The 24,660-nt window shown below is 68.6% G+C and carries 28 protein-coding genes and 1 riboswitch; of the genes, 4 read left to right on the top strand and 24 right to left on the bottom strand.

What is annotated here, in order from left to right; all coding sequences use genetic code 11:
- Positions 1-110: 110 nt before the first annotated feature.
- Positions 111-1,346 (top strand): beta-ketoacyl-ACP synthase II, encoded by a 1,236-nt coding sequence (gene fabF, locus KIH31_RS13840; RefSeq protein WP_214427733.1) that lies wholly within the window; start codon positions 111-113, stop codon positions 1,344-1,346.
- Positions 1,347-1,445: 99 nt separating this feature from the next.
- Here fabF and KIH31_RS13835 read toward each other — a convergent pair whose 3' ends face one another.
- From KIH31_RS13835 to KIH31_RS13800, 9 genes are all read right to left on the bottom strand, one after another.
- Positions 1,446-1,949, bottom strand: a complete 504-nt coding sequence (locus tag KIH31_RS13835) for a DUF3145 domain-containing protein (RefSeq protein ID WP_214427732.1) — start codon at positions 1,947-1,949, stop codon at positions 1,446-1,448.
- 240 nt (positions 1,950-2,189) lie between these two features.
- On the bottom strand, positions 2,190-3,116 hold the full coding sequence (locus KIH31_RS13830; protein WP_307857654.1) for a tyrosine recombinase XerC: 927 nt from the start codon (positions 3,114-3,116) through the stop codon (positions 2,190-2,192).
- A gap of 59 nt (positions 3,117-3,175) precedes the next feature.
- Positions 3,176-4,372, bottom strand: coding sequence for a DNA-processing protein DprA (dprA, locus tag KIH31_RS13825; protein WP_214427731.1), 1,197 nt, complete (start codon positions 4,370-4,372; stop codon positions 3,176-3,178).
- A gap of 72 nt (positions 4,373-4,444) precedes the next feature.
- Positions 4,445-5,989 (bottom strand): YifB family Mg chelatase-like AAA ATPase, encoded by a 1,545-nt coding sequence (locus KIH31_RS13820; protein WP_214427730.1) that lies wholly within the window; start codon positions 5,987-5,989, stop codon positions 4,445-4,447.
- Complete coding sequence (locus KIH31_RS13815) at positions 5,990-6,343, bottom strand: YraN family protein (RefSeq protein ID WP_214427729.1); 354 nt, start codon at positions 6,341-6,343, stop codon at positions 5,990-5,992. It abuts the gene before it with no gap.
- Positions 6,344-6,470: 127 nt separating this feature from the next.
- Complete coding sequence (locus KIH31_RS18500; protein WP_374224887.1) at positions 6,471-7,124, bottom strand: RNA polymerase sigma factor; 654 nt, start codon at positions 7,122-7,124, stop codon at positions 6,471-6,473.
- A complete protein-coding gene (locus KIH31_RS18495; protein ID WP_374224882.1) occupies positions 7,082-7,489 on the bottom strand; it encodes a sigma factor-like helix-turn-helix DNA-binding protein in 408 nt (135 codons plus the stop codon). The genes KIH31_RS18500 and KIH31_RS18495 overlap by 43 nt, the downstream gene beginning before the upstream one ends.
- A gap of 73 nt (positions 7,490-7,562) precedes the next feature.
- On the bottom strand, positions 7,563-7,886 hold the full coding sequence (locus tag KIH31_RS13805) for a YciI family protein (protein WP_214427728.1): 324 nt from the start codon (positions 7,884-7,886) through the stop codon (positions 7,563-7,565).
- A gap of 112 nt (positions 7,887-7,998) precedes the next feature.
- Entirely contained in the window at positions 7,999-8,418 is a 420-nt protein-coding gene (locus KIH31_RS13800) for a VOC family protein (RefSeq protein WP_214427727.1), read from the bottom strand.
- An 80-nt stretch (positions 8,419-8,498) separates the two neighbouring features.
- Here KIH31_RS13800 and KIH31_RS13795 point away from each other — a divergent pair, with 80 nt between their 5' ends.
- On the top strand, positions 8,499-8,909 hold the full coding sequence (locus KIH31_RS13795) for a hypothetical protein (RefSeq protein ID WP_214427726.1): 411 nt from the start codon (positions 8,499-8,501) through the stop codon (positions 8,907-8,909).
- Between the two features lie 36 nt (positions 8,910-8,945).
- Here the strand turns inward: KIH31_RS13795 and KIH31_RS13790 are convergent, their stop codons facing one another.
- The 13 genes from KIH31_RS13790 to KIH31_RS13730 all read right to left on the bottom strand — a co-directional run bounded on the left by KIH31_RS13790 (position 8,946) and on the right by KIH31_RS13730 (position 18,337).
- Complete coding sequence (locus tag KIH31_RS13790) at positions 8,946-9,272, bottom strand: DUF2469 domain-containing protein (protein ID WP_214427725.1); 327 nt, start codon at positions 9,270-9,272, stop codon at positions 8,946-8,948.
- Positions 9,273-9,279: 7 nt separating this feature from the next.
- The gene (locus KIH31_RS13785) at positions 9,280-10,062 is read right to left on the bottom strand and encodes a ribonuclease HII (protein ID WP_250546010.1); all 783 of its coding nucleotides are present in this window, start codon (positions 10,060-10,062) and stop codon (positions 9,280-9,282) included.
- A gap of 1 nt (position 10,063) precedes the next feature.
- On the bottom strand, positions 10,064-10,876 hold the full coding sequence (gene lepB / locus KIH31_RS13780; protein ID WP_214427724.1) for a signal peptidase I: 813 nt from the start codon (positions 10,874-10,876) through the stop codon (positions 10,064-10,066).
- Positions 10,877-11,554: a signal peptidase I gene (gene lepB / locus KIH31_RS13775; protein ID WP_214427723.1), complete on the bottom strand. Its 678-nt coding sequence runs from the start codon at positions 11,552-11,554 to the stop codon at positions 10,877-10,879.
- Between the two features lie 65 nt (positions 11,555-11,619).
- Positions 11,620-11,979, bottom strand: a complete 360-nt coding sequence (gene rplS / locus KIH31_RS13770) for a 50S ribosomal protein L19 (protein ID WP_214427722.1) — start codon at positions 11,977-11,979, stop codon at positions 11,620-11,622.
- Between the two features lie 227 nt (positions 11,980-12,206).
- On the bottom strand, positions 12,207-12,992 hold the full coding sequence (trmD, locus tag KIH31_RS13765) for a tRNA (guanosine(37)-N1)-methyltransferase TrmD (protein ID WP_214427721.1): 786 nt from the start codon (positions 12,990-12,992) through the stop codon (positions 12,207-12,209).
- Positions 12,993-13,535, bottom strand: a complete 543-nt coding sequence (gene rimM, locus KIH31_RS13760) for a ribosome maturation factor RimM (protein WP_214427720.1) — start codon at positions 13,533-13,535, stop codon at positions 12,993-12,995. It lies immediately after the preceding gene.
- Between the two features lie 111 nt (positions 13,536-13,646).
- Positions 13,647-13,889 (bottom strand): RNA-binding protein, encoded by a 243-nt coding sequence (locus KIH31_RS13755; RefSeq protein WP_214427719.1) that lies wholly within the window; start codon positions 13,887-13,889, stop codon positions 13,647-13,649.
- 1 nt (position 13,890) lies between these two features.
- Entirely contained in the window at positions 13,891-14,301 is a 411-nt protein-coding gene (gene rpsP, locus KIH31_RS13750) for a 30S ribosomal protein S16 (RefSeq protein WP_214427718.1), read from the bottom strand.
- A 203-nt stretch (positions 14,302-14,504) separates the two neighbouring features.
- Positions 14,505-14,948, bottom strand: a complete 444-nt coding sequence (locus tag KIH31_RS13745) for a hypothetical protein (protein WP_214427717.1) — start codon at positions 14,946-14,948, stop codon at positions 14,505-14,507.
- An 87-nt stretch (positions 14,949-15,035) separates the two neighbouring features.
- The gene (locus tag KIH31_RS13740) at positions 15,036-15,863 is read right to left on the bottom strand and encodes a VOC family protein (RefSeq protein ID WP_214427899.1); all 828 of its coding nucleotides are present in this window, start codon (positions 15,861-15,863) and stop codon (positions 15,036-15,038) included.
- 66 nt (positions 15,864-15,929) lie between these two features.
- Positions 15,930-17,012 carry an amidohydrolase family protein gene (locus tag KIH31_RS13735; RefSeq protein WP_214427716.1) on the bottom strand — a complete coding sequence of 361 codons (1,083 nt, stop codon included), beginning with the start codon at positions 17,010-17,012 and terminating at the stop codon, positions 15,930-15,932.
- A gap of 128 nt (positions 17,013-17,140) precedes the next feature.
- Positions 17,141-18,337: an FAD/NAD(P)-binding oxidoreductase gene (locus KIH31_RS13730; RefSeq protein ID WP_214427715.1), complete on the bottom strand. Its 1,197-nt coding sequence runs from the start codon at positions 18,335-18,337 to the stop codon at positions 17,141-17,143.
- Positions 18,338-18,769: 432 nt separating this feature from the next.
- Positions 18,770-18,877, top strand: a riboswitch (TPP riboswitch).
- On the opposite strand from KIH31_RS13730, the gene thiC reads away from it, so the two are divergent.
- On the top strand, positions 18,874-20,604 hold the full coding sequence (gene thiC / locus KIH31_RS13725; RefSeq protein WP_214427714.1) for a phosphomethylpyrimidine synthase ThiC: 1,731 nt from the start codon (positions 18,874-18,876) through the stop codon (positions 20,602-20,604). It overlaps the preceding riboswitch by 4 nt.
- Before the next feature lie 79 nt (positions 20,605-20,683).
- Here thiC and KIH31_RS13720 read toward each other — a convergent pair whose 3' ends face one another.
- Positions 20,684-21,232, bottom strand: a complete 549-nt coding sequence (locus tag KIH31_RS13720) for an alpha/beta fold hydrolase (RefSeq protein WP_214427713.1) — start codon at positions 21,230-21,232, stop codon at positions 20,684-20,686.
- Between the two features lie 51 nt (positions 21,233-21,283).
- Positions 21,284-22,870: a signal recognition particle protein gene (gene ffh / locus KIH31_RS13715; protein ID WP_214427712.1), complete on the bottom strand. Its 1,587-nt coding sequence runs from the start codon at positions 22,868-22,870 to the stop codon at positions 21,284-21,286.
- 319 nt (positions 22,871-23,189) lie between these two features.
- On the opposite strand from ffh, the gene KIH31_RS13710 reads away from it, so the two are divergent.
- The gene (locus tag KIH31_RS13710; RefSeq protein ID WP_214427711.1) at positions 23,190-24,623 is read left to right on the top strand and encodes a glucose-6-phosphate dehydrogenase; all 1,434 of its coding nucleotides are present in this window, start codon (positions 23,190-23,192) and stop codon (positions 24,621-24,623) included.
- Positions 24,624-24,660: the final 37 nt, after the last annotated feature.

Raw genomic sequence — 24,660 nt, 5'->3', positions numbered from 1 at the left:
TCCGCCGGTGGCCGGGCCCTCCGGGCGCCCGGCCGCCGCCCCGGGCAGGCACGCCTGTCTGCAACACCTGCACCCGTGCAACGGGGCACAATTCCTCAGAAAGTAGGAACATGGCACGCAAAGTAGTCATCACCGGACTCGGCGCCACGACGCCGATCGGGGGCGACGTTCCCACGATGTGGCGCAACGCCCTGAAAGGCGTCTCCGGCGCGCACACGCTCACGGATGACTGGGTGGCCAAGTACGAGCTTCCCGTGACCTTTGCGGCCCGTGTCTCCAACCCGGCCAGCGAGGTTCTCACCCGCGTCGAAGCCAAGCGCCTCGACCCGTCCAGCCAGTTCGCCGTGATTGCCGCGCGCGAGGCCTGGGCGGACTCGGGCATCAGTGAGGTCGACCACGACCGCTTCGCGGTGGCCTTCGCCACCGGCATCGGCGGCGTGTGGACTCTGCTCGATGCCTGGGACACCCTGCGCGAGAAGGGCCCGCGCCGCGTGCTGCCCATGACCGTGCCGATGCTGATGCCCAACGGCGCCGCCGCTGCCGTCAGCCTCGACCTCGGTGCGCGCGCCGGCGCGCACACGCCGGTTTCCGCCTGCGCCTCCGGCACCGAAGCCATGCACCAGGGCCTCGACCTGATCCGCTCCGGCAAGGCCGACGTCGTGATGGTCGGCGGCGCCGAAGCGGCGATCCACCCGCTCCCCATGGCCGCGTTCGCCTCGATGCAGGCCTTGTCGCGGCGCAACGATGACCCGGAGCACGCCTCCCGGCCCTACGACATCGACCGTGACGGATTCGTCATGGGCGAGGGTGCCGGCGCCTTGGTGCTGGAGGCCGAGGAACACGCCCTGGCCCGGGGCGCCAGAATCTACGGCGAACTGGCGGGCACGTCGGTCACGGCCGATGCCTACCACATCACCGCTCCCGATCCGGAGGGCCTCGGCGCCACCCGCGCGCTGAAGGCGGCGTTGTTCGACGCCCGCGCCCAGGGCACCGATGTCGTGCACGTCAACGCCCACGCCACCTCGACACCGGTCGGCGACAAGCCCGAGTACACCGCCCTGAAGGCTGCCTTGGGCGACCACGTGGACAACGTGGCCGTATCGGCGACCAAGTCCCAGACCGGGCACCTGCTCGGCGCTTCCGGCGCGGTCGAGGCGGTCATGACAGTCCTCGCCGTGCACGAGCGCAAGGCGCCCGTGACGATCAACCTGGAAAACCAGGATCCCGAGATCCCGCTCGACGTCGTCACTTCAGCCCGGGAACTGCCCGCCGGCGACATCGTCGCCCTGAGCAACTCGTTCGGTTTCGGCGGCCACAACGCCGTGATCGTGGTCCGCAGCTACTGAGCAGGGTCGCCTGGCAACGTTGAAGGCCCCCGCCGTTTGGCGGGGGCCTTCAACGTTGCTATGGAAAGGTTGTTACGGGGATTCGGTGCGCCGCCTGGCTCAGCCGACCTGGTGGAGCCAGCGGACTGGGGCGCCTTCGGCCGCGTGGCGGAAGGGTTCGAGTTCCTCGTCCCAGGCCTCGCCGAGGGCGAGGGACAACTCGTGGTAGACGGCCGCGGGATCGCCGGCGCCGGCTTCGTAGGCGTAGCGGACACGGTCCTCGGAGACCATGATGTTGCCGTGGACGTCGGTCACCGCGTGGAAGATGCCGAGTTCGGGGGTATGGGACCAGCGGCCGCCGTCGACCCCGGCGCTCGGTTCCTCGGTGACTTCGTAGCGCAGGTGAGCCCAGCCACGCAGGGCCGATGCGAGACGCGCTCCGCTGCCCTGCGCGCCGGTCCAGGAGAGCTCCGCCCGGTACATTCCGGGCGCGGCAGGCTGCGCCGTCCACTCCAGGTCCGTTCGCTTGTCGACGACGGACGCGATGGCCCATTCGATGTGCGGGCACAGAGCAGTCGGCGCTGAGTGGACGAACAACACACCGCGGGTCATTACAACAGACATTCCATCCTCCATAGCTGTAGGTACGTCTTCCCCAACGACCTTCTACCTGGAGTGGAACTGTTTCCGCGGGCCCGTCACCAGTCCCGTTTCCGATATGAATTTGGCAGATTCAGTGCTGCGCTTCAATGTTTGTGCAATTCAGCGCAGCGTGGTCTTCATTGTGCCGTATCGCTCATCATTATGCCAGTGCGGTTTATCACAGCCCGCCGTTGCCCGCCGTGGTGAGCCGCGGGCGTGTCGTCACGCCCGCGGATGCGCCTGCCGGTAGCTGTTGCGCAGGCGCTCGACGGAGACGTGGGTGTACATCTGGGTGGTGGCAAGGCTGCTGTGCCCGAGGATTTCCTGGACCGCCCGGAGGTCCGCTCCCCCGTCCAGCAGGTGCGTGGCGGCGGTGTGCCGGAGGGCATGCGGACCCGAGGCGGAGGTGTCCCCCAAGGCCTGCAGGAGTTCATCGACGACGGCGCGGACCTGCCGCTGGTCCACGCGGGCCCCGCGGCGGCCCAGGAAGAGCGCCGGCCCGCTCGTCGCGGTGACGAGCTTGGGGCGGCCGCGCGCGAGCCAGTCATCGACGGCGACGGAGGCAGGGACGCCGAACGGCACTGTGCGTTCCTTGTTGCCCTTGCCGAGGACCCGCAGGGTGCGGCGGTCCAGGTCCAGATCGTCCACGTCAACGCCGGCCAGTTCCCCGACACGGATGCCCGTCGCATAGAGCAGTTCGATCATGGCGCGGTTCCGCACAGCCACCGGGTCCCCCTCGTGCGCGGCCTCCTCAACCCGGTCGAAGAGCCTGCCGACCTGCTGCTGCTGCAGCACGCCGGGCAGGGACTTGTCCCTCTTCGGGGCCTTCAGCCGCAGCGCCGGGTCCACGTCGATCAGCTCCTCGCGGAGCGCCCATGCCGTGAAGGTTCTGGCGGTCGCGGCCCGACGGGCCAGCGTGGCGCGGGCCAGACCGGATGCGCTCTGCTCCCCGAGCCAGCGGCGGAGCGTGCCCAGTTCGAGCTCGCGCAGGGTGTGCACGCCCTCGGCCGCGGCGAAACCCAGCAGGCTTTCGGCGTCGGCGCAGTAGGCCCGGACCGTATGCTCCGACCGTGCCCGTTCCGCCGAGAGGTACTTTTCAAACCCGGCCAGGATCCGGGCGAAGCTCTCGGGAACGGGAGGGGTGGTCACTGGGCAACTGTCCCCCCGTTGAGCTTCGCGTTCAAGCAGCCCCGCGGCGTGGCGCATCTTCATTCCGCGGCCTTCCTGCGCCGCCAGCCTCCGGCCGAGGCCTCCGCCAGCCCCAGGAGCTGGAGCCTGCCCAGTCCGGCGAGGACCGTGTCGACATCGAGCCCGGCAACGGTGGAGAGCTTCTCCGGGCTGCTCGCGGCCCGGACGGGCAGCGCGTCCAGCAGGAGCAGGTCCTCCAGGTTCAGCCCGTCGTGGTCGGAAGCACGAGCCGCGTGCCCACCGAACTCATCCGCGAGGGCACTGCCGGCCGGCGAGACCAGTTCCGCGACTTCGGACGCATCGGTGACGCAGACGGCGCTGCCCTCCCGGAGCAGCCGGTGGCAGCCGGCGGAGTTGGCCGAGTACACCGACCCTGGTACGGCTCCAACGGGACGGCTCAGTGAGTCGGCGTGGTGCGCCGTGTTCAACGCGCCGGACCTCCAGCGGGCCTCGACCACCACTGTCGCTCCGGCGAGCGCGGCGATGAGCCTGTTGCGCTGCAGGAACCTCCACCTGGTGGGAGAAGATCCCGGGGGCACCTCGGCGAGCAGAGCCCCCTGGGCGGCAACCGTCCGCAGCAGGTCCTCGTTGCCGGCCGGGTAGTAGCGGTCCACCCCGCAGGCCATCACTGCGATTGTCGGCAGGGCCGACGTTCCGCCGGCGAGTGCGGCCCGGTGCGCGTGCGCGTCGATTCCGTACGCCCCGCCGGAGACGATGCTGTACCCGCGCTGCGCGAGACCGTGGGCCAGCTCCCCGGTGACGGATGCCCCGTAGCTGGTGCTGTCCCGCGATCCCACGACGGCGACGCACGAGCGGGCCTGCGGGAGAGGAGTTTCAGCGCCGCGCCACCAGAGTCCGAGCGGGGTCATCAGGCCGAGATCATTCAGCGCCTCCGGCCAGAGCTCGTCCTCCGGCACGAGGTAGCGGCCGCCCAGCCGCGCGGCGGTGTCCAAGTCGCGTTCCGGGGCGAGATCCGCGACCCTGGGTGCCCATCGGCGCAGCGCCGGTCCGAGGCCTGTCCACCCTCCGCCAACGCCCTCCTCCTCCAGGCAGCGCGCCACCTCCCTCTCCAGTCCGGCATCGCCGGGCGTCTGGCCTGTCGCCACAGCCAGCGCCGTCTCGGGTCCAGCCACGCTGACGAGCGCGAGCCCTGCGGTGTCGGATGGCTCCATGAGGCGTGACAAGGCCGCACGGGCCACGCGTTGCTTGTCCTGCATGCTTCCTCCGTTGGTCGGTTGGCTGTCGTGCGTCGTGACTGTGCGCTGATCGCGGGTGTGCAACCTGCACGGTCAGGGGCTTTGCAGTTGCTGGCGGTAGAGCAGGGCACGCCCGACGTCGTCGACGTCCGGGCAGCTCCTGCCTCCCAAGTCCGCCAGCGTCCAGGCCACACGGAGCACTCTGTCGTACCCCCGGGCCGTCAGGGTGCCGACCTCGACGGCTCTGTCCAGCGCCGCGGTCACTTTCGCCGAGAGGCGGAGAGGCCCGCGCAGCATCCTCCCCGGCACTTCGGAATTGGTGGCGAAGCCGGCGTGCCGCAGGCGTTCCTGCTGGCGCTGCCGGGCCTCTGCCACCCTGGCGGCAATCGTTGCGGTGTCCTCCTGCGGCTCCGGCCGCGCCAGCTCGGCCACCGAGAGCCGCTGGACCTGGATCTGCATGTCCACGCGGTCGAGCAGGGGGCCGGAGAGCTTGCCGAAGTAGCGCCGGCGTGCCTGGGGCGTGCAAGAGCAGTCGGCCCCCTTGCCGACGGCGCGGCCGCACGGGCAAGGGTTCGCAGCCAACACAAGTTGGAACTGCGCCGGATACGCAGCCGAGCCGCCGGTCCGGTGCAGGACCAGTTCCCCACTCTCCAACGGCTGCCTCAGCGCATCCAGGACGCGCCGCTCATACTCCGGTGCCTCGTCAAGGAACAGCACCCCACGGTGCGCGCGCGAGGCAGCGCCGGGCCGCGGGAAGCCGGACCCGCCGCCAATCACCGCTGCCGCGGAAGCGGTGTGGTGCGGGTTCTCAAACGGCGGCCGGCGGACCAGCTGTGCCGTCCCGGGCCTCAGCGCCCCCAGGGAATGGATAGCGGTGACCTCCATCGCCTGGTCATCCGGCAGGTCCGGCAGCAGCCCCGGCAGCCGCTCAGCGAGCATCGTCTTACCCGCGCCGGGCGGGCCGGTCATCATCAGATGGTGCGCCCCGGCAGCGGCCACCTCAAGGGCGCGGCGCGCCTCCACCTGGCCGGCCACATCCCGCATGTCCGGCGCCGCGGCGGCCTCAGCTGTCTCTGCTGAACCGGCGGGGCTCCCGGCGCCGTCGTCGTCGTCAAGGACCAGTTCCTGCGGGTTTGCCCCGAACTCGAGGGCAACCCGCGCCAGGCTGGAAAACCCGCGTGCCCGCACCCCGGGCACCAGCCGCGCCTCTGTTTCGTTGGCCGCCGCCACCACGACGTCCGGGTACCCCGCCTTGCAGGCAGCCATAACCGCCGGCAGGATCCCCCGCACCGGCCGCAGCCGCCCGTCCAAACCGAGTTCAGCCAGGAAGACCGTCCCTCCGGTGTCCCGCACATCGCCAGCGGCCCGCAGTGCCGCCATCACCATCGCCAGATCGAAGGAGGAGCCACGTTTGGGCAGCGACGCGGGAATCAGGTTGACCGTCAGTTTCCGCCGGCTCAACGGCAGACCGGCGTTCTGCGCAGCGGACCGGATCCGGTCCCTCGCCTCGTTCAAGGACGCGTCCGGCAGCCCGAGCAGCACAAAGCCCGGGAGAGTCTGTCCGATGTCCGCCTCGACCTCAATGATGTGCCCGTTCAAGCCGAGGAGCGCCACGGAGAACGTCCGTCCAAGAGGCATTCAGCCCACACCCCGCAGATGCTCCACCACGGGGTCGGCGCCGCCGTCGGACACCACCGCGACTGCGTCAATCCGCAACGGGAACCTCACCCCGTGCTCCGCGCGCCAGGCGAGTCCCAGGGCCCGCAGCCTGGCCAGCTTCACCGGCGTGACCGCCTCGAAAGGGTGCCCATAAGCCAGAGACCGCCGCGTCTTGACCTCGACGGCCACCAGCTCATGCCCGTCGAGCGCGACAATGTCCAGCTCCCCCGCCCGGCAACGCCAATTGCGCGCCAGCACCCGCATGCCCTGCTCCTGCAGGTACACCGCCGCCAACTCCTCGCCTTCCCTGCCCAGAACGTCCTTCGCCCTCATCGCCACCTCCGGAACCAGCCTGCGGCACGGAGGCATTATGGCGCAGGGCGGAAGACGTCCATGTGGAGCCGCCCCGGACAACCACCGCCTGTGGAGGAAGAGGACGGCCTACACCGGCCGGCAGCCGCTAGCCCAGCTCGTCGCGGCGGCGGGCAAGATAGGCGACCTCGGCAGTGTTGCCCGCCAGCTCGATGGCCTTGTCGTAGGCGGACCGCGCTTCCTGGCCGCGCCCGAGCCGGCGCATCAGGTCGGCGCGAGTGGCATGGAAGGCGTGATACCCGCCCAGCCTCGCCTCGAGAGGCTCCACTACAGCCAACGCGGCCTCCGGGCCGTCGACTTCGGCGAGGGCGACCGCCCGGTTGAGCAGGACAACCGGCGACGGGTCGAGACGCAGGAGCATGTCGTAGAGCGCCAGCACCTGCGCCCAATCGGTGTCGGGGACATGGCTCGCACTGGTGTGCACGGCGTTGATTGCCGCGAGGATCTGGTAGCGGCCAGGACTCGCCCCGTCCCTGGCCGCGGTGAGACGTTCCCGCACCAGGGCGTGACCCTCGGCCAGCAGGTCCCCGTCCCACGGCCTGCGATCCTGTTCGCCCAGGGTGACCAGTTCGCCGTCCGGGCCAACGCCGGCGGCGCGGCGGCCCTCGGTGAGGAGCATCATCGCCAGCAGGCCGCTCACCTCGCCGTCGTCGGGCATCAGGTCACGAAGCAGGCGGGTGAGCCGGATCGCTTCGTCCGTCAGGTCCCGCCGTACGGGGTCCGAGTCCCCGCTCGTCGCCAGATAGCCCTCGTTGAAGACAAGGAAGAGGCCGCAAGGACGCCGGAAACACGCGTCGGCAGATCCCCCGCGGACGGTAACCGGTACGGGATTCCTGCTGCCTTGATCTTCGCCTTCGCACGGGAGATTCGTTGTGCCATCGTGGTTTCCTGCACGAGGAAGGCGCTCGCAATTTCGCGGACGGTGAGGCCACCGAGCATGCGCAGCGTCAGCGCGACCCGGGCCTCCATCGCAAGCGCGGGGTGGGCGCAGGTGAAGATCAGCCGGAGCCGTTCGTCGATGATGGGGCCGGTGGGCGCCGGCCGATCGTCGTCGTGCAGCCTCCGGGCTTCCCTCTGCTTACCCGTGTCGCCCCGTCGGTGAGCCACCGCTCGACGGCGGTCGCGAAGGCCTCAGCCGCAGCCTCCTCCTTGGCGATCGTGTCCTCGACCTCGGACCTGTTCACAGGAACGGGCGCACCTCAAGCTTCCGGTTGCATGCTTTGGACCCCGCGGCCGCCACCCGGAGAGCCTCATCGAGGTCGGCGGCGTCCAGGATCCAGAAACCGGCGAGGAACTCCTTGGACTCCAAGAACGGTCCGTCGCTGACGACTGCTTCCGCGCCCCGGTTGTCGACAACAGTCGCCGATCCCGGCGCCCCGAGGCCTCCCGCGAAAACCCAGTGCCCCTCGACCTGGAGCCGGTCGTTGAACTCGTCGATGGCGGCCATCTCCTCCGGGGTGGCCAGGCCGGCCCGGTCATTGATGACGGAAACCAGATACTGCATCTTCGCTTATCTCCTTCGCCTCGGACCGCCCCCTCTGAGGCGGCTGTCTACCACTGCTACGAACGCAGCCGCCGAAATTCGACACCCGTCCCCTGGCTATTGTGCGGCAAGCTCAGTGCGCACCGGGCCCGGGTCCGGGATCGGGTCGTTTCTGTTCAATGATCTGGATGAGGTTGCCGCACGTGTCGTCGAAGACGGCCACGACAGCGGTGCCGACGTCGGTCGGAGGCATGGTGAAGCGGACGCCTTTTCCGGTCAGCCGTTCGTACTCGGCGCCGACGTCGCCGACGGCGAATTGGGCGAGCGGGATCCCGTCGCTGACGAGGGCATCCCGGAACGGCTTCACTGCGGGGTGGTCCGACGGTTCCAGGAGCAGCTCCGGGCCGTCAGGCACTTCGGGCGACACGACGGTGATCCAGAAGTTCCCGCCAAGGGGGACGTCCTGGCGCTTGGTGAAGCCGAGCACCTCGGTGTAGAAGGCGAGGGCGGCCCGCTGGTCGTCGACGAACACACTCGTAAGGGCGATCTTCATCGCACGCACCTCTCTTCGTGCCGGCGGCTCCTGGTCCCCCTAGGATGGGCCGTATCGTCACCCATTGAAAGGGGTAAAGGATGAGCGAGAACTTCAGCAAGGAAGAAAGAGCTGCCATGAAGGCAGCGGTCGCGGAAGCGAAGGCGGCGCGGGAGGGCGCGGACCAGGAGGCCGCGTGCCTCGCCGCGATTGCCGGGATGACGGGCGCGGACAAGGACTCAGCCGAGATTCTGCACCAGCTCATCAAGCAGCACACCGGCCTGAGGGCCAAGACGTGGTACGGCATGCCGGCTTACGCGAATGCGGACGGCAAGGTGATCGTGTTCTTCCAACGGTCGGCCAAGTTCAAGGCCAGGTATTCGACCATCGGCTTCCAGGATGCGGCGAAGCTCGACGACGGCGACTTCTGGCCGACGTCGTACGCCGTGGCGAAGCTGAACGCGGCCGACCAGGACCGGTTGCTGGAGCTGCTGAAGAAAGCCGTCGGCTAGCGCACTGGCGCGGATTACCGGGTGCAGCGGCGGGTGTCAGAGCCCCAGGTGCCCGTCCTTGGGAACTTCGAGCTCGTCGGACTTGATGAGTTCCTCGACGTTGACGTCCTTGAACGTGATCACGCGGACGCTCTTGACGAAGCGGGCCGAGCGGTAGACGTCCCAGACCCACGCGTCCTGCAGGGTCAGGTCGAAGTAGATCTCGCCGTCCGCCGAGCGCGCCTGCAGGTCGACGTGGTTCGCCAGGTAGAACCGCCGCTCGGTCTCGACGACATAGCTGAAGAGCCCCACCACGTCGCGGTACTCGCGGTAGAGCTGCAGCTCCATGTCGGTTTCGTAGTTCTCGAGATCCTCGGCACTCATAGACCCATCATCCCACTTGCGGCAGCGGGCCCGCGCCGGGTGCCGCCAGCTCCTCCTCAAGGGCGTCGTCGCCTCCGGGCGCGGCGTCGTCGGCGTCGAGCTCGGGGCCGGTCAGCCGCCAGCTGACCCGGTGGTAGGGGCTGGGACCGCCGACCCGGATCGCCTCCCGGTGCGCCGCGGTCGCGTAGCCCTTGTTCTCGCACCAGCCAAACTGCGGGTGGGCGGCGTCGAGCTCGATCATGAGGTTGTCCCGTTCGACCTTGGCCAGCACGCTCGCGGCGGCGACGCTGAGGCACTGCAGGTCTGCCTTGATCTTGGTGTAGACAGGCGCCTCAAAAGCAATGCCGGCCGGATCCGCAGCACTTTCGTCATCAAACAGTGAAGCCTGCAGCTGGGCAGCCAGCCAGTTGTGGTTGCCGTCGAGCAGGACGGCGTGCGGCAGCAGCCCGGCGACCGCGATCTGCTCCCACGCCCGGAGCCCGGCCAGCCGCAGGGCGGCGATCAGCCCGACCGTGTCGATTTCCCGGGCAGTGGCATGCCCGACGGCCGAAGCCAGCGCCCAGCGCCGGATTGAGGGCACCAGCGCCTCCCGCTCGGCCCTGGTCAGCAGCTTGCTGTCCCGCACGTTGCGCAGCCCGCGCTGCTCAGCCACGTCGACGAGCACCATGCCCACGCTGACGGGCCCGGCGAGGGCTCCGCGGCCCACCTCGTCGCACCCGACGACGTAGCGGTGCCCAAAGCCGAGCAGGGACTGCTCGAACTTCAGGTTCGGTGCTGCGCTTCGTGCCAACTTACTTGCCTGTCGCCGCCGGTGAGGGGACGTTCTTGAAGACGTCCGGGTAGCTGCCCACGGAGCCGAGGCGGTTCAACGGCCACGCGATCACCGCGGCCTGGCCCTCCACGTCCGAAATGCTGACGAAACCCTTGCTCGGGAGGTTCTGGTGTTCGCGGGAATCCGCCGACTCGTTCCGGTGGTCCCCCATGACCCACAGTTTACCTGCGGGGACGGTCACATCGAAGGTCTTGTCGGAGGGCTGCGCACCCGGGTACAGGTACGGCTCGGTCAGCGGCGCACCGTTTACGGTGAGCTTGCCCTGGGCGTCGCAGCAGATCACCCTGTCACCCGGAAGGCCGATGACGCGCTTGACGAGGTGCTGCTCCGACTCGTCGGGTACCAGCCCCACGAAGGTCAATGCGTCCTTCAGCCAGGTCCCCGGTCCTGTCGGTTTCGGCGCAGCCGCCGGCAGCCAGCCCTGGGTGTCACGGAACACGACGACGTCGCCGCGCTTGAGCGCGATCGGGTTGGGCACCAGCAGGTTGACGAAGATGCGGTCCTGCACCTCCAGAGTGTTCTCCATGGACCCGGAGGGAATGTAGTAGGCCCGGAAGAGGAAGGTCTTGATCAGGAAGGAGAGCACGAGCGCGATGGCAACAATCGTGGCGATTTCCTTCAGCCACGACAGTACGGGATTCCGCCGCCGGCCGGCCTCCGCGTGCGCACCGTGGATCTCTTCCGCCGGTCCCGGTGCCTGCTCTCCGTCGCGGCGCGGCCGCACGGGGTCTTCGTCGTTGGGGAGGGGCGCTTCGGGGGTGTTTTGCGGCATCTAACGGGTGTCTTTCTGTTGGTCGGCCGGTACGCTCACGCGGGGAACAGGGGCTGCCCGGTCCAGCGGCCAGATCAGTTGCACGGCGCGTCCGATGACTTTGTCCTCTGACACCAATCCTCCGCCGGGCGCGCCGAGCAGTGACCGCGAGTCAGCGGAGACCGAGCGGTGGTCGCCCATCATCCACAACCTACCCTGCGGGACCACGACATCGAATTTCAACTCGCTCGGGGCGTCTCCTGGATACAGGTACGGCTCGGTGACCGGGGTGCCGTTAACGGTGATCCTGCCGTCCGCTGAACAACAGCGGAGGTGATCTCCCGCCACACCGAGGACACGTTTGACGTACACCGTGTCGCTGCCTGCCAGGCCCAGCCACTCCCCCAGCGTCTGCACTCCGTCCGCCAGCGGCCCCTTGCCGCTGTGCAGCGGTGCGAACGAGCCGCGGCCGTCAAAGACCACCACGTCCCCCCGCCGCACGGGCGAGGTGAGGTAGTCGGTGCGCAGCACCAGCACGCGGTCACCCGTGTGCAGCAGGGGTTCCATCGATGCCGAGGGGATGTAGTAGACATCCACCAGGAAGGCCCGGACCAGGGCGCTGATGAGCACGGCGAGGAACACGGCCAGCAACACGAAACGCCAGCCCGGGTGAGCAGGCTGGCGTTTCGTGTGTTCCATGTGCGGTTCCTTGGTTCTGCCCAGCGGGTTGACCTCGCGGGCAGCCTTCAAGGACGAGCAGTTGGTTACTTGGAGGTGCTGAAGTCGCGCTTTTCCTTGATCTTCGCTGCCTTGCCGCGCAGTGCGCGCATGTAGTACAGCTTGGCGCGGCGAACGTCGCCCTTGCTCACGAGCTCGATCTTCTCAATGATCGGCGAGTGCACCGGGAAGGTGCGCTCGACGCCGACACCGAAGGAGACCTTGCGGACCGTGAAGGTCTCGCGGACGCCGTCGCCCTGGCGGCCCAGGACGAAGCCCTGGAAGACCTGGACGCGGGAGTTCTTGCCTTCGATGATGTTCACGTGCACCTTGATGGTGTCGCCGGCGCGGAACTCGGGAACGTCGTTGCGCAGCGAGGCTGCATCTACGCTGTCGAGGATGTGCATAGTGTCACTCCTGGTGAACGCCACAGGTCATTCACGTTGGTCGCGGCGGTAAAACCCGCGCTCACGCACGGGGGATACTGCCGAAGCTGGGTTCACCGGCCGGTCCAAGGAAGGTCCTGCGCCGGTGTGCCTGACTGTTGGTTGCGCTCCCCCTGTGGCAGGGGCGAACCCAGTAGGCACGAAGCTCAATTTTGCCACAGCGGGGCAGGCTCCGCCAAACGAAGCCCTCAGGCTTCGGCCCGGCGCCGCGGGCCGCCGTCGGCGACGTCGTACCCCAGTTCGTCGAGCAGTGCCCGGTCCGCTTTGTCCAGGCTCTCCGGCGCGAGCCGTTCGATCAGGTCCGGACGCCGGTCCGCCGTGCGGCGCAACTGCTCGTCGCGCCGGAACCGGGCGATCTTCGCGTGGTTTCCGCTCAAGAGCACCTCGGGGATGTCCCGGCCGCGCCAGGACGACGGCTTGGTGTAGACGGGGTATTCGAGCAGGCCGTCCGAGTGGGATTCTTCGACAAGGGATTCGGGGTTGCCGACGACGCCGGGCAGCAGGCGACCGACAGCCTCGACCATGGCGAGCACCGCCACCTCTCCGCCGTTGAGAACGTAGTCGCCCAGGCTGACCGGGCGCACGTCGAAGTGCCCGGCGGCCCATTCGAGCACCCGCTCGTCGATGCCCTCGTAGCGCCCGCAGGCAAACACCAGCTGCGGCGCTTCGGCCAGTTCGTAGGCCATGGCCTGCGTGAACCGCTCCCCCGCCGGGGACGGAACGATCAGCACGGGCCGGGCTGCGGCATCCCCGCCGACCGCCGCCAGTGCTTCAGCCCACGGCTCCGGCTTCATCACCATGCCGGCGCCCCCACCGTACGGAGTGTCGTCCACCGTCCGGTGGCGGTCGGTGGTGAACGAGCGCAGGTCGTGCACCTTCAGGTCCAGGAGGCCGTCCTGCCGGGCTTTGCCGATGAGGGACAGCTCCAGCGGCGCAAGGTACTCGGGGAAGATGCTGACGACGTCGATGCGCACCTAGCGGTCCCCGCCCTCATCCGGGGCGGAGGGCTCGGCGTTCAGCTCAAACAGCCCGTCGGGCGGGGTGAGCCGGATGTAACCGGCTTCGATGTTGACCTCAGGAACGATCTGCTCGACGAACGGCACCAGGATCTCCTGTCCGTCCCGGCCCTCCACCACGAGCAGGTCCTGGGCAGGCAGGGTGTTCAGCGCCGCCACTGTGCCTACGGTTTCCTCCCCGACGCGCACCGAGAGTCCCACCAGCTGGTGCTCGTACCAGGCGTCCTCGTCGTCGTCGGCAACCTCGTCGGTGTCGATGTAGAGCCGGGCCCCGCGCAGTTCCTCGGCGCGGTTGCGGTCCGGGACCTCCTCGAAGGCCAGCAGCAGGATGTCCTTGTTCCAGCGGGCCGACTCCACGGTCAGCGGTCCGAGCTTCTCCGGCTCCACCACGAACTCGGTGCCGGGCACGAAGCGCTCCTCGGGCACGTCGGTGAGGACCTGGACGGTGACCTCGCCGCGGATGCCGTGCGGCTTGCCGATCCTGGCGACTTGTACCTGCATATCTGTCCCTCCGGTTATAACTGCCGGTTAAGGCATTCGGCCCCGCCACCATTTTCTGGTGTCGGGGCCGAATGTCTGACTGTTCTGAAGAATCAGCGAAGCTGCTGCTCTTTAGCGGCGGCGGTCGGTGTCGACCACATCCACCCGCACCGGTTCGCCGTCGGCCAGAGCCGCGACGACGGTGCGAAGCGCACGCGCGGTGCGCCCCTGGCGGCCGATGACCCGTCCGAGATCATCCTGGTGAACGCGCACCTCAAGGGTTTCCCCGCGGCGGTTGCTCTTCACGCTGACCTTGACATCCTCAGGGCTGTCGACGATCCCGCGGACCAGATGCTCGAGCGCTTCGGCCAGCAACTTACTCTGCCTCGGTGCTTTCGGCGGCTTCCTCAGCCGCTTCTTCCTTCTTGGCCTTCGGAGTGATGGCTTCCTTCACGATGACGGAACCCTTCTCCGGCACGACGAAGCTTTCCTTGGGAGCCTTGGTCTTCAAGGTTCCTTCGGTGCCCGGCAAGCCCTTGTACTTCTGCCAGTCGCCGGTGATCTTCAGGATCGCGGCAACCTGCTCGGTCGGCTGGGCGCCGACGCCGAGCCAGTACTGGGCGCGCTCGGAGTTGACCTCGATGAACGAGGGCTCTTCAGTCGGGTGGTACTTGCCGATCTCTTCGATCGAGCGGCCATCGCGCTTGGTGCGCGAGTCCGCGACGACGATGCGGTAGTACGGGGCGCGCATCTTTCCGAGGCGCTTGAGGCGAATCTTTACGGCCACTTTTGTGGTCACTCCTGGTTCTGAAAAAGGGCGAACCCTGCTTCACGCTCCCGTGGGGCGGGCCGATTCATAGGGTTCAAAAGGACAAGATGCGCACGCGGAGAGAGGGGCCGCGCCGATCGAGTACCTGTCTATTGTGCCAGATCAGCCCGAATTGCGCGATTCGGCGCGCCCGGTCCGCGGCCGGGCGCCGGCGGGACAGCTCAGGCCCCGCTTGACCACAGGTACAGATCCAGGGCGCGGTCAGCGCCGGCCGCTGCCGCGAGCTCAGCAATGCGCTCCACGAGGGGCTGCGCATCGATGTCCAGGTCTTCCATCTCCTCGGACCCGGCCCACTCGCGCGCCACGTCCTCCAGACCTTCGGGGTCCTCAAGTTCGGTCAGTTCCGCGAGCACCTCCGCCAGCGGGTCCGGGACGACGTAGAGCGCCTCGCGCGCGACATCGACCATGGCCAGGTCGGTGTCAATCCCGGCCGCGTGCACCGCCTTGGCGGCAATCGCGCCGAGTGCTTCGAACTCGAAATCGGTCAGTTCACCGGCGTCGACCCGTTCGGGCAACTCCGGCGGCATGGAGCCGGTGTCGAGGGCGTCCGCGAAGCGCAGGGCGTCCGAGTGCGTGGCAACAAAGATCTGAGAGGAAAGCGACATGGGGACCTCCGCTGTCGAGTCAGTGGGCAAGACGTCGTCAACAGCCTACGGTCCCCGGCGGACGCCGGTCCACCGGGGACCGGCGTGCTAGGCCACGGCCACACGGAGCTTGTTGCGCCACGGGTCCTCGAAGCGCAGTTCCAGTCCGGTGTGGTGCGAGCTGATGCCGCGGTGCTTCAGCCGGTCGGCGAGCGCGCCAAGGTCGTCCTCAGCCGGGAGGTGGATCAGCACCTCGCCCAGGCCCAGGGTGTCCTTGCGCGGGCCGGCCCCCTTGCTGTTCCAGACGTTCATGGCCATGTGGTGGTGGTACTTGCCGGCAGAGACGAACAGGGCCTGGCCGTGCCAGCCCGCCGTCCGCTCGAAGCCAAGGGTATCCACGTAGAACTCCTGGGCGGTCTGCATGTCGCCGACCTGGAGGTGCACGTGCCCGACGTCGGCCCCCGCCGCATGCTGGCCGGCGACCGCCTCTTCGGTGAGGTTGGTGGAGAGGTATTCCTGCGGCGGGAGGAACAGGCTGTCCATCACGACTGAACCGTCCTGCCACTGCCAGCCCTCGCGGGGCTTGTCGTAGTAGAGCTCGATGCCGTTGCCCTCCGGGTCGGTGAAGTAGAACGCCTCACTGACCAGGTGGTCGGCGCTGCCCGCGAAGGAGCGCGGGTTGAACCTGGCGGCCGAGGCAACGGTGGCTGCCAGGGATGCCCGGTCCCGGAAGAGGATGGCGGTGTGGAAGAGCCCTGCTTCGCCGCGGGCGGCCACCGGCAGGCCGTGCGCGGGCTGCAGGTGCACCAGCGGGGTGCTGCCGCGCCCGAGGTAGACGCCGCCGTCGGCTTCGGCGACGACATCGAGGCCGAGGGCACGCTGGTAGTAGTCCTGCATGAGCGCCAGGTCGCCCACCTTGAGCATCACGGTGCCCATGGACAGGCCGGCGGAAAGGAGATCCTGGGGATTTACTTGAAGGTTCACGTAAGTTCTAACGTGCGGTCAGCGGATTACATTCCCGCGCAGCACGATGTGTTTCAGGCGGCCCACCTGGGACAGGTCGATGCGCGGATCGGACGCACAGAGCACGACGTCGGCGCTGGCCCCCTCGGAAATGGCACCGGCGCCGAGCCAGCGGCGTGCACCCCAGGTGGCGGCGTCCAGGGCCGCTGCCGCGGGCAGTCCGGCCTCGGCGAGCGCGAGAATTTCGTCGGCGAGGCGGCCGTGCGCGATGGTGCTGCCGGCGTCCGTCCCGGCGTAGATCTCCACGCCGGCCTCCCAGGCCTGCAGGACGCGCTCGTGCCGGCGGCCCCAGAGCGCACGCATATGGGCGGCATAGACGGGGAACTTTGCGTCGGCCCGCGCGGCGATGTCGGGGAACGTGTCGATGTTGATCAGGGTGGGCACGATCGGCACCTGCTGCTCAACGAACCGGGGAATGTGCCGCTCGAGCATGCCGGTGGCGTGCTCGATGCAGTCGATGCCGGCGTCGAGCATGTCGTCGAGGGTTTGCTCTGCAAAACAGTGAGCGGTCACCCGGGCTCCCTCCGCGTGCGCGGCAGCGACGGCGTCCTTCACGACGCCGGCGGGAAATGCCGGCGTCAGGTCCCCGGCGTCGCGGTCGATCCAGTCCCCCACGAGCTTGACCCAGCCGTCGCCGGCAAGGGCCTGCTTCCGCACCGCCTCGACCAGCCCGTCCGGCTCGACCTCGACGGCGTAGTCGCGCAGGTAACGGCGGGTGCGTGCCACGTGCCTGCCCGCGCGGATCAGCCGGGGCAGGTCCTCCCGCTGTTGCACCCAGCGGGTGTCGTTGACGACCCCGGCGTCGCGGACCAGCAGCGTCCCGGCGTCGCGGTCCGTCAGGGCCTGCTCCTCCGCGAGCGAGTCCGGGACGCGGCCGCGGGCATCGAGGCCGATGTGGCAGTGCGCGTCCACGAACCCGGGCAGCACCCAGCCCTCAAGGGTGGTCTCCGCGCACCGCCGCGGGCGGCGAAAGGTGAGCACGCCGTCGACCGCCCAGGCCTCGGCACGCTGTTCGGCCGGTCCGACCAGGACGGGGCCGGTGAAGTGGATGATTCCTGCCATGAAGCCAGCGTAAGCCTCGCCTCCTGCAGCACGCTCCCGTGTGTCCACTTGCGCGAACGGCCAGATGTGGCGGGCTGTTCGCGCGCGAACCCGCCCCGACTGGCCGTTCGCCGGCCCGGGGCCCCGGGTTAGGCCAGGCCCCTCAGAATCAGGCGCCAGTACATGAACGGCAGACCATAGCGCTTGAGCAGCCACATGTCGCTGCGCTCCTTGGTGGTGTCGATGAAGGGGATGCTGGGAGCCGGCTGCAGCGTGTAGTCGAACTCGGCCAGCAGCATCTTTCCACGTGCGGTCGTCAGCGGGCACGAGGCGTAGCCGCTGTACTGCGCGGACGGGGTGCGGCCGTCCATGGCGGCGAGCAGGTTCTTCACGAGCACCGGGGCTTGCTTGCGGATAGCGGCGCCGGTCTTCGAGTTCGGCGTGGAGCCGGCGTCGCCCAGGGCGAAGATTTCCGGGTAGCGCTTGTGCTGCAGCGTGTGCTTGTCAACGTCAACGTAACCGGCGGGGTTGGCCGGATCCGCGAGCGGGGTGCGCTTGAGCCAGTCCGGTGCGGACTGCGGCGGGACCACGTGCAGCAGGTCGTAGTGCAACGTCTCCGTGACGCCGGATGCGTTGTCCCTGATCACCGCCTTGTTCCCGGCGGGATCCACCTCGGTCATCTCGCTGTTGAAGCGGACCTCGATGCCATACTTGGCCACGACCCGCTCAAGCTCATCGGCGAATACCTTCACGCCGAACATACTCGGCGTCGGCAGCACCATGACCACCCGAATGTCACCCAACACGCCCTTCTGACGCCAATAATCGGCCGCCAGATAGGCGATCTTCTGGGGAGCGCCGGCGCACTTGATGGGGCCGGAGGGCTGGGTGAAGACGGCGGTGCCGGACTTCAGGTTCCGGATCATGTCCCAGGTCTTGGGGGCCAGATCGAACCGGTAATTGCTCGATACGGTGGGGGTTTCGATTGCCTCCGCCATCCCCGGAATCTTGTCCCAGTCCAGCTGGATGCCCGGGCATACCACCAGGTAGTCATAGCTGACCGAGCCGCCGCCAGCGAGGGAAACGGTGCGGCGTTCAGGGTCAATGTCTGTCGCGGCATCCTTGATCCACGCAACCCCTTGGGGCATGACGGACGCCTGCGGCCGCACCGTTTCCTCCTGTCGGGCGGAACCGCCTCCCACCAGGGTCCACAGCGGCTGGTAGTAGTGCCGCTCGCTCGGTTCGATCAGGCCGATGTCGGTCTTTCCTGCCCGGCGGAGTCGGGCGGCGACGCTCACCCCCGCATTGCCGCCTCCGATGATTAGGATCTCGTGGTGCATAGCCATGACTCAGAAGCCTTTCTGCGATTCGCAGCGTCGCGCCTCAATGCGGACGCCGATTCCAATATGGCGACCTGTGGATACCCTAGGGGGTATGTGCTTCAGATTACACCCGCGCATCCGCAGGGGCTAGAGGCGCCACGTCAGGCGCCTCAGCCCTGCGCGAACGGCCTGGATCAGCCGGCGTCCGGCGCAGCCGCCTGCCAGGAATTGCGGGTGCGCCGGCCGCAGCGAGAATCCCATCACGGAAGCATCCCAGCCCGACACGCAGGATTGTGCCGGGAAGACCGATCCGGGACGGCACATCGGCCCTGCCCTCACTCCCCGCCCTGGCCCTACCCGCCATCGCGGCACTCCCTCCGGTGAATATCAAGCCTGACTGCGACGCCGCACGGGCGTCGCCGGTTGGTCCGAGGGCACGCGGTTCGGTAACCTCGGTTGCATCCACACGGGAGCCCTTGCAGGGGCTGAGATCGGGCTGAGGCAGCCCGCGACCGTCGAACCTGTCCGGGTCATGCCGGCGAAGGAAGTAGGAATCCCTCATGAGTTCCATGAATTCACACACTCTGGCGTACCTCGAGGACCACGGGCACGGCATCCGCGTGCCCGTGACCGAGATCGAACTGGAGAACTCGCCCGACGGCTCTGCCAATCCGCCGCTGACCGTCTACCGGACGGCGGGCCCCGGCAGCGACCCGGTGGTCGGCCTCGAGCCGTTCCGCTCGGCCTGGATCGAGGGCCGGGAAGACACCGAGGCCTACGCAGGACGCAGCCGGAACCTGCTCGACGACGGCCGGTCCGCCATCCGCCGCGGAGAGGCCTCAGCGGAATGGAAGGGCGCCAAGCCGGTCCCCCGCCGGGCGCTGGAGGGCCGACGGGTCACGCAGATGCACTATGCACGGCAGGGCCTCATCACCGAGGAGATGCGCTTCGTCGCCCTGCGCGAGAACTGCGACGTCGAGCTGGTGCGCTCCGAGCTCGCCGCCGGCCGGGCGATCATCCCCAACAACATCAACCACCCGGAATCGGAGCCGATGATCATCGGCAAGGCTTTCCTGGTGAAGATCAATGCCAACATCGGCAACTCCGCGGTCACCAGCTCCATCGCCGAGGAGGTCGACAAGCTGCAGTGGGCCACCCAGTGGGGTGCGGACACGGTCATGGACCTCTCCACCGGGGACGACATCCACACCACCCGCGAGTGGATCCTGCGCAACTCCCCCGTGCCCATCGGCACCGTTCCGATCTACCAGGCGCTGGAGAAGGTCAACGGCGAGGCGGACAAGCTGACCTGGGAAATCTTCCGCGACACGGTGATCGAGCAATGCGAGCAGGGCGTGGACTACATGACGATCCACGCCGGCGTGCTGCTGCGCTACGTCCCGCTCACGGCCGAGCGGGTCACCGGCATCGTCTCCCGCGGCGGGTCCATCATGGCCGGCTGGTGCCTCGCGCACCACCGCGAGAACTTCCTGTACACCCACTTCGACGAGCTGTGCGAGATTTTCGCCCAGTACGACGTCGCGTTCTCGCTCGGGGACGGGCTTCGGCCAGGTTCGACGGCGGACGCGAACGACGCCGCCCAGTTCGCCGAGCTGGACACCCTCGCCGAACTGACCAAGCGCGCCTGGGAGTACGACGTGCAGGTGATGGTCGAAGGTCCCGGCCACATCCCGTTCCACCTCGTGCGCGAGAACGTGGAACGCCAGCAGGAACTCTGCGACGGCGCGCCGTTCTACACGCTCGGGCCGCTGGTGACCGACGTCGCCCCCGGCTACGACCACATCACCTCGGCAATCGGCGCCACCGAGATCGCCCGCTACGGCACCGCCATGCTCTGCTACGTCACCCCGAAGGAGCACCTGGGCCTTCCGAACAAGGACGACGTCAAGACCGGCGTGATCACCTACAAGATCGCGGCGCACGCGGCGGACCTCGCGAAGGGCCACCCCGGCGCGAACGAGCGGGACGACGCGCTTTCCAAGGCCCGCTTCGAGTTCCGCTGGCGGGACCAGTTCGCGCTTTCGCTGGACCCGGTGACCGCCGAGGAGTTCCACGACGAGACGCTGCCCGCGGAGCCGGCGAAGACGGCCCACTTCTGTTCGATGTGCGGGCCGAAGTTCTGCTCCATGCGCATCTCACAGGACATCCGCGACCAGTTCGGCGGCACCACCGAACAGGCGATCATCGCGGGGATGGAGGAGAAGTCCGCTCAGTTCCGGGAGTCCGGCGGAAAGGTCTATCTGCCGGAACCCAGCCTCAGCAAGCCCTGACGCCGCCGAGAGGCCGGTTGTGGCGGGTTTCCCGGTCGGGAGCCCGCCGCAACCGGCCGCTCGCGCCCGGAACGTCGGGCTACAGGGAGTGGACCCGGATGAAATCCACGAGCGCCTGGTGGCCCTGCGCCGAGTCCTGCGGCCGGTGGTCCCCGGCGGCATGAACGTGCACTGCCCCGGTGGTCGCCAGATACCCGGCGATCTCCTCGTACAGCGGCTCCCACGCGCCGGTGACCACCAGGGTCGGCACGCCCGGGACAATGTGCAAAGGAGCTTCCCATACCGGTGAAGCTTCGCCGGCGTGAGCGGCCACGTACCGTTCCGTGGCGGGCAGGTCCCGGGTCAGCGACAGGCACGCGGGCTCGAACAGCGTCAGCGACCGCACGGTATCCGGGTGGGCGACGGCCGCCAGCATCGCCGGCACCGCGCCGTCGTGGTGGGCGACGACGTGCCCGCCCTCCCCGAGCAGCTCGGCAAGGGCGTCGGCGTCGGCCGCGAAGCTGCCGTCACCGCCGGGCCGCTTCATGAACAGGCAGTCATACTCGAGCGCAAGCTTGTGCTGGTTCGGCCACGCGGCAGCACCGAAGCGCCCCGCTCCGTGCACGAACACAATCCGCTCTTTGGCCACGTCTGGATCCTAGTCTCCGCCGCCGACACACGGGCCGGGGCCGAACAGGTATTACTTGCCGCCGAGGAACTTGTCAAAGCCCTTGGGCAGGTTCAGGGACGACGGGTCGAAGTCCTGAGCACCCTGGCCGAAGGACGCGCCGGTCGGCACGGACTTCTGCTGGCTGCGCCGGGCGGCCGCGGCTGCTTCTTCCTGGGCGCGCTTGGCCGGGTTGCCGGAGCGGGAGCCCTTCGACTTGCCCTTCGCCTGCTGCTTGGCCTTGCGCGCTCCGCCGAAGCCGCCGGGACCGGGCATGCCGGGCATTCCCGGGATGCCGCCGCCGCGCGCCATCTGGCGCATCATCTTCTGAGCCTGCCCGAAACGCTCCAGCAAGCCGTTGACCTCGGTGACGGTGACGCCCGAGCCCTTCGCGATGCGGGCGCGGCGCGAGCCGTTGATGATCTTCGGCGCAACGCGCTCGTGCGGAGTCATCGAGCGCACGATCGCCTCGACGCGGTCGATCTCCCGCTCGTCGAACTGCTCCAGCTGCTGCCGGATGTTCTGCGCGCCCGGCATCATCATGAGCATCTTCTTCATCGAGCCCATGTTGCGGATCTGCTGCATCTGCGCGAGGAAGTCCTCAAGCGTGAAGTCTTCCTGGTCGGCGAACTTCTTCGCCATCCGGGCAGCCTCATCCTTGTCCCAGCTGCGCTCGGCCTGCTCGATCAGGGTCAGGATGTCGCCCATGTCCAGGATGCGCGAGGCCATCCGGTCCGGGTGGAACATCTCGAAGTCGTCGAGGCCCTCGCCCGTGGAGGCGAACATGACCGGCTTCTCGGTCACCTGCGCCACGGACAGGGCGGCACCGCCACGGGCGTCGCCGTCGAGCTTGGAGAGCACGACGCCGGTGAAGTTGACGCCCTCGTCAAAGGCGAGTGCGGTGTTCACGGCGTCCTGGCCGATCATCGCGTCGAGGACGAAGAGCACCTCGTTGGGGATGATCGCCCGGCGGATCTGCCGCGCCTGCTCCATCATTTCGGCGTCGACGCCGAGGCGTCCGGCCGTGTCGACGATGACGACGTCGTGCAGCTTGGCCTTGGCTTCGGCCACGCCGTCGCGGGCCACCTGCACCGGGTCGCCCGTGGGGACGTCGAGGTCCGACGTCGTGCCCGGGTGCGGTGCGAAGACCTTGACGCCGGCGCGGTCACCGACGACCTGCAGCTGGGTGACGGCGTTGGGGCGCTGGAGGTCGGCGGCGACCAGCAGCGGGCTGTGGCCCTGGGACTTGAGCCACTTGCCGAGCTTGCCGGCGAGGGTGGTCTTACCGGCGCCCTGCAGGCCTGCGAGCATGATGATGGTCGGCGGGTTCTTGGCGAAGCGGATCCGGCGGGTCTCGCCGCCGAGGATCTGCACGAGTTCCTCGTTGACGATCTTGACGATCTGCTGGCTCGGGTTCAGCGCCGCCGAGACCTCCGCACCCAGGGCGCGTTCGCGGACCTTGGCGGTGAACGCGCGCACCACGGGCACGGCGACGTCGGCATCCAGCAGCGCGCGGCGGATCTCCCGCACCGTGGCGTCGACGTCGGCCTCGGAGAGCCGGCCCTTGCCGCGCAGGTTCTTGAAGGTTGCTGTCAACCGGTCAGAGAGTGAATTGAACACGTGCCGTGCACTTCTTTCAGGACGTCGGAGACCGGGCCCGGCGGGTCCGGCAGTCAACAGAGCCCCGCGGGACTCAACTACCTAGGTTACCAACACCCGCGCCGGTCCTGCGGGCAGTGCGCACGCGGCCTCGCGACGGCGCTTCAGGGCGGCACCGCCAACTCTGCCCGCCGGTCCCCCTGCGGCGGCGGTATCAGGGCGTCCTGGCCGGTCCCTGGCCCGGTTCCTGGCCCCGGCCGCGGGCAGAGTTGGCGCGGGAGGGCAGCGTGGAGGGGCGTGCGCACCGGACATTTCCAGCCGGGAGTGACATGCTGGGCCTGTGACTCAAACCACCCAGGACACCGCGCCCGCAGCTGAACACCCCCATGCAGCCCAGGTCAGGACGCTGCTCATCCTCGGCGCCTCGGGCGACCTCACCGGCCGGCTGCTGCTGCCCGGGGTCGCGCGGCTGGTGGCCACCGGAGGTGCGCCCGGCGTCCACGTCGTCGGTGCCGGCTCGGACGGCTGGAGCCAGGAGCAGTGGCGGCAACGCGTCGAGGACGCCGCCGCGGGGGCCGCGGACGACGCCGGTGACGACGGGAAGTCGGCCCTGAAGGACCTCGCCGTCGACACCAGCTACCACCGGCTCGACGTCACTGCCAAAGGGGAACTGCCGGAGCTGCTGCGCAGCTTGGAGGGACCTGTCGCCGTCTACTTCGCGCTGCCGCCTGCCGTGAGCCAGAAGGCCTGCGAGGTGCTCACGGCCGAGGATCTTCCTGCCGGGACCCGGCTGGTCATGGAGAAGCCGTTTGGCTCCAGCGAGGACTCCGCCCGCGAACTCAACCGCACGCTGGCCTCACTGGTGCCGGAGGACCACATCCACCGGGTGGACCACTTCCTGGGCAAGTCCACTGTCTTCAACATCCTGGGCCTGCGCTTCGCCAACCGCATCCTGGAACCGCTCTGGGACAACAACCACATCGACAAGATCGAGATCATCTTCGACGAGGATCTCGCGCTGGAAAACCGGGCCCGGTACTACGACAAGGCCGGCGCGCTGCGGGACATGATCCAGAGCCACCTGCTGCAGATCCTCGCCGTCATCGCCATGGATGCACCGGCCACCCTGAACGAACGCGATGTCCGGGACGGCATCGCGGCCGTCCTGCGGGCCAGCTCGGTCCGCGGGCCATACGCCCGCAGCACCCGCCGCGCCCGCTACACCGCCGGCCAGCTCGGCGACCGGTCCGTGCCGGCCTATGTGGACGAAGACGGCGTCGACCCCGCGAACGACACCGAAACGTTGGCCGAGGTGCAGGTTTCGGTCGACAACTGGCGCTGGGCCGGCGTCCCGTTCATCCTGCGCTCGGGCAAGGCCCTCGGATCAGCCCGCAAGGAAGCCGTCATCACCTTCAAGGCGGTTCCGCACCTGCCGGTGGGGCTGAAGGGCATCGACCGCCCGACCAGCCTGCACATTGGATTCGGCCCCGACCGGCTGGAGCTCGAGGTGGACGTGAACGGGCCCGGCGACATCTTCACGCTGGACAGGGTGAGCCTGGAAGCGGACCTCAGCGGCTCAAAGCTGCTCCCCTACGGCGAGGTCCTCGAGGGCGTCCTCACCGGAGACCCGCTGCTCTCCGTGCGCGGGGACACGGCCGAGGAGTGCTGGCGGATCGTGGACCCGGTGCTGGCGGCTTTCAAAGCCGGCACCGTGCCCATGGACGAGTATGCGGCCGGCTCCGGCGGCGCGGCGGACTGGCCCGCCAGGCGGTAGGAGCCCGGACGCGGCGAGGCCCGGCAGGAACTTGTCC

This window comes from Paenarthrobacter sp. DKR-5 (genome assembly GCF_018531425.1).
Taxonomy (GTDB): Bacteria; Actinomycetota; Actinomycetes; order Actinomycetales; family Micrococcaceae; genus DKR-5.
Note: the sequence above shows the minus strand (reverse complement) of the source record. Positions and strands in the feature narration are given on the sequence as shown.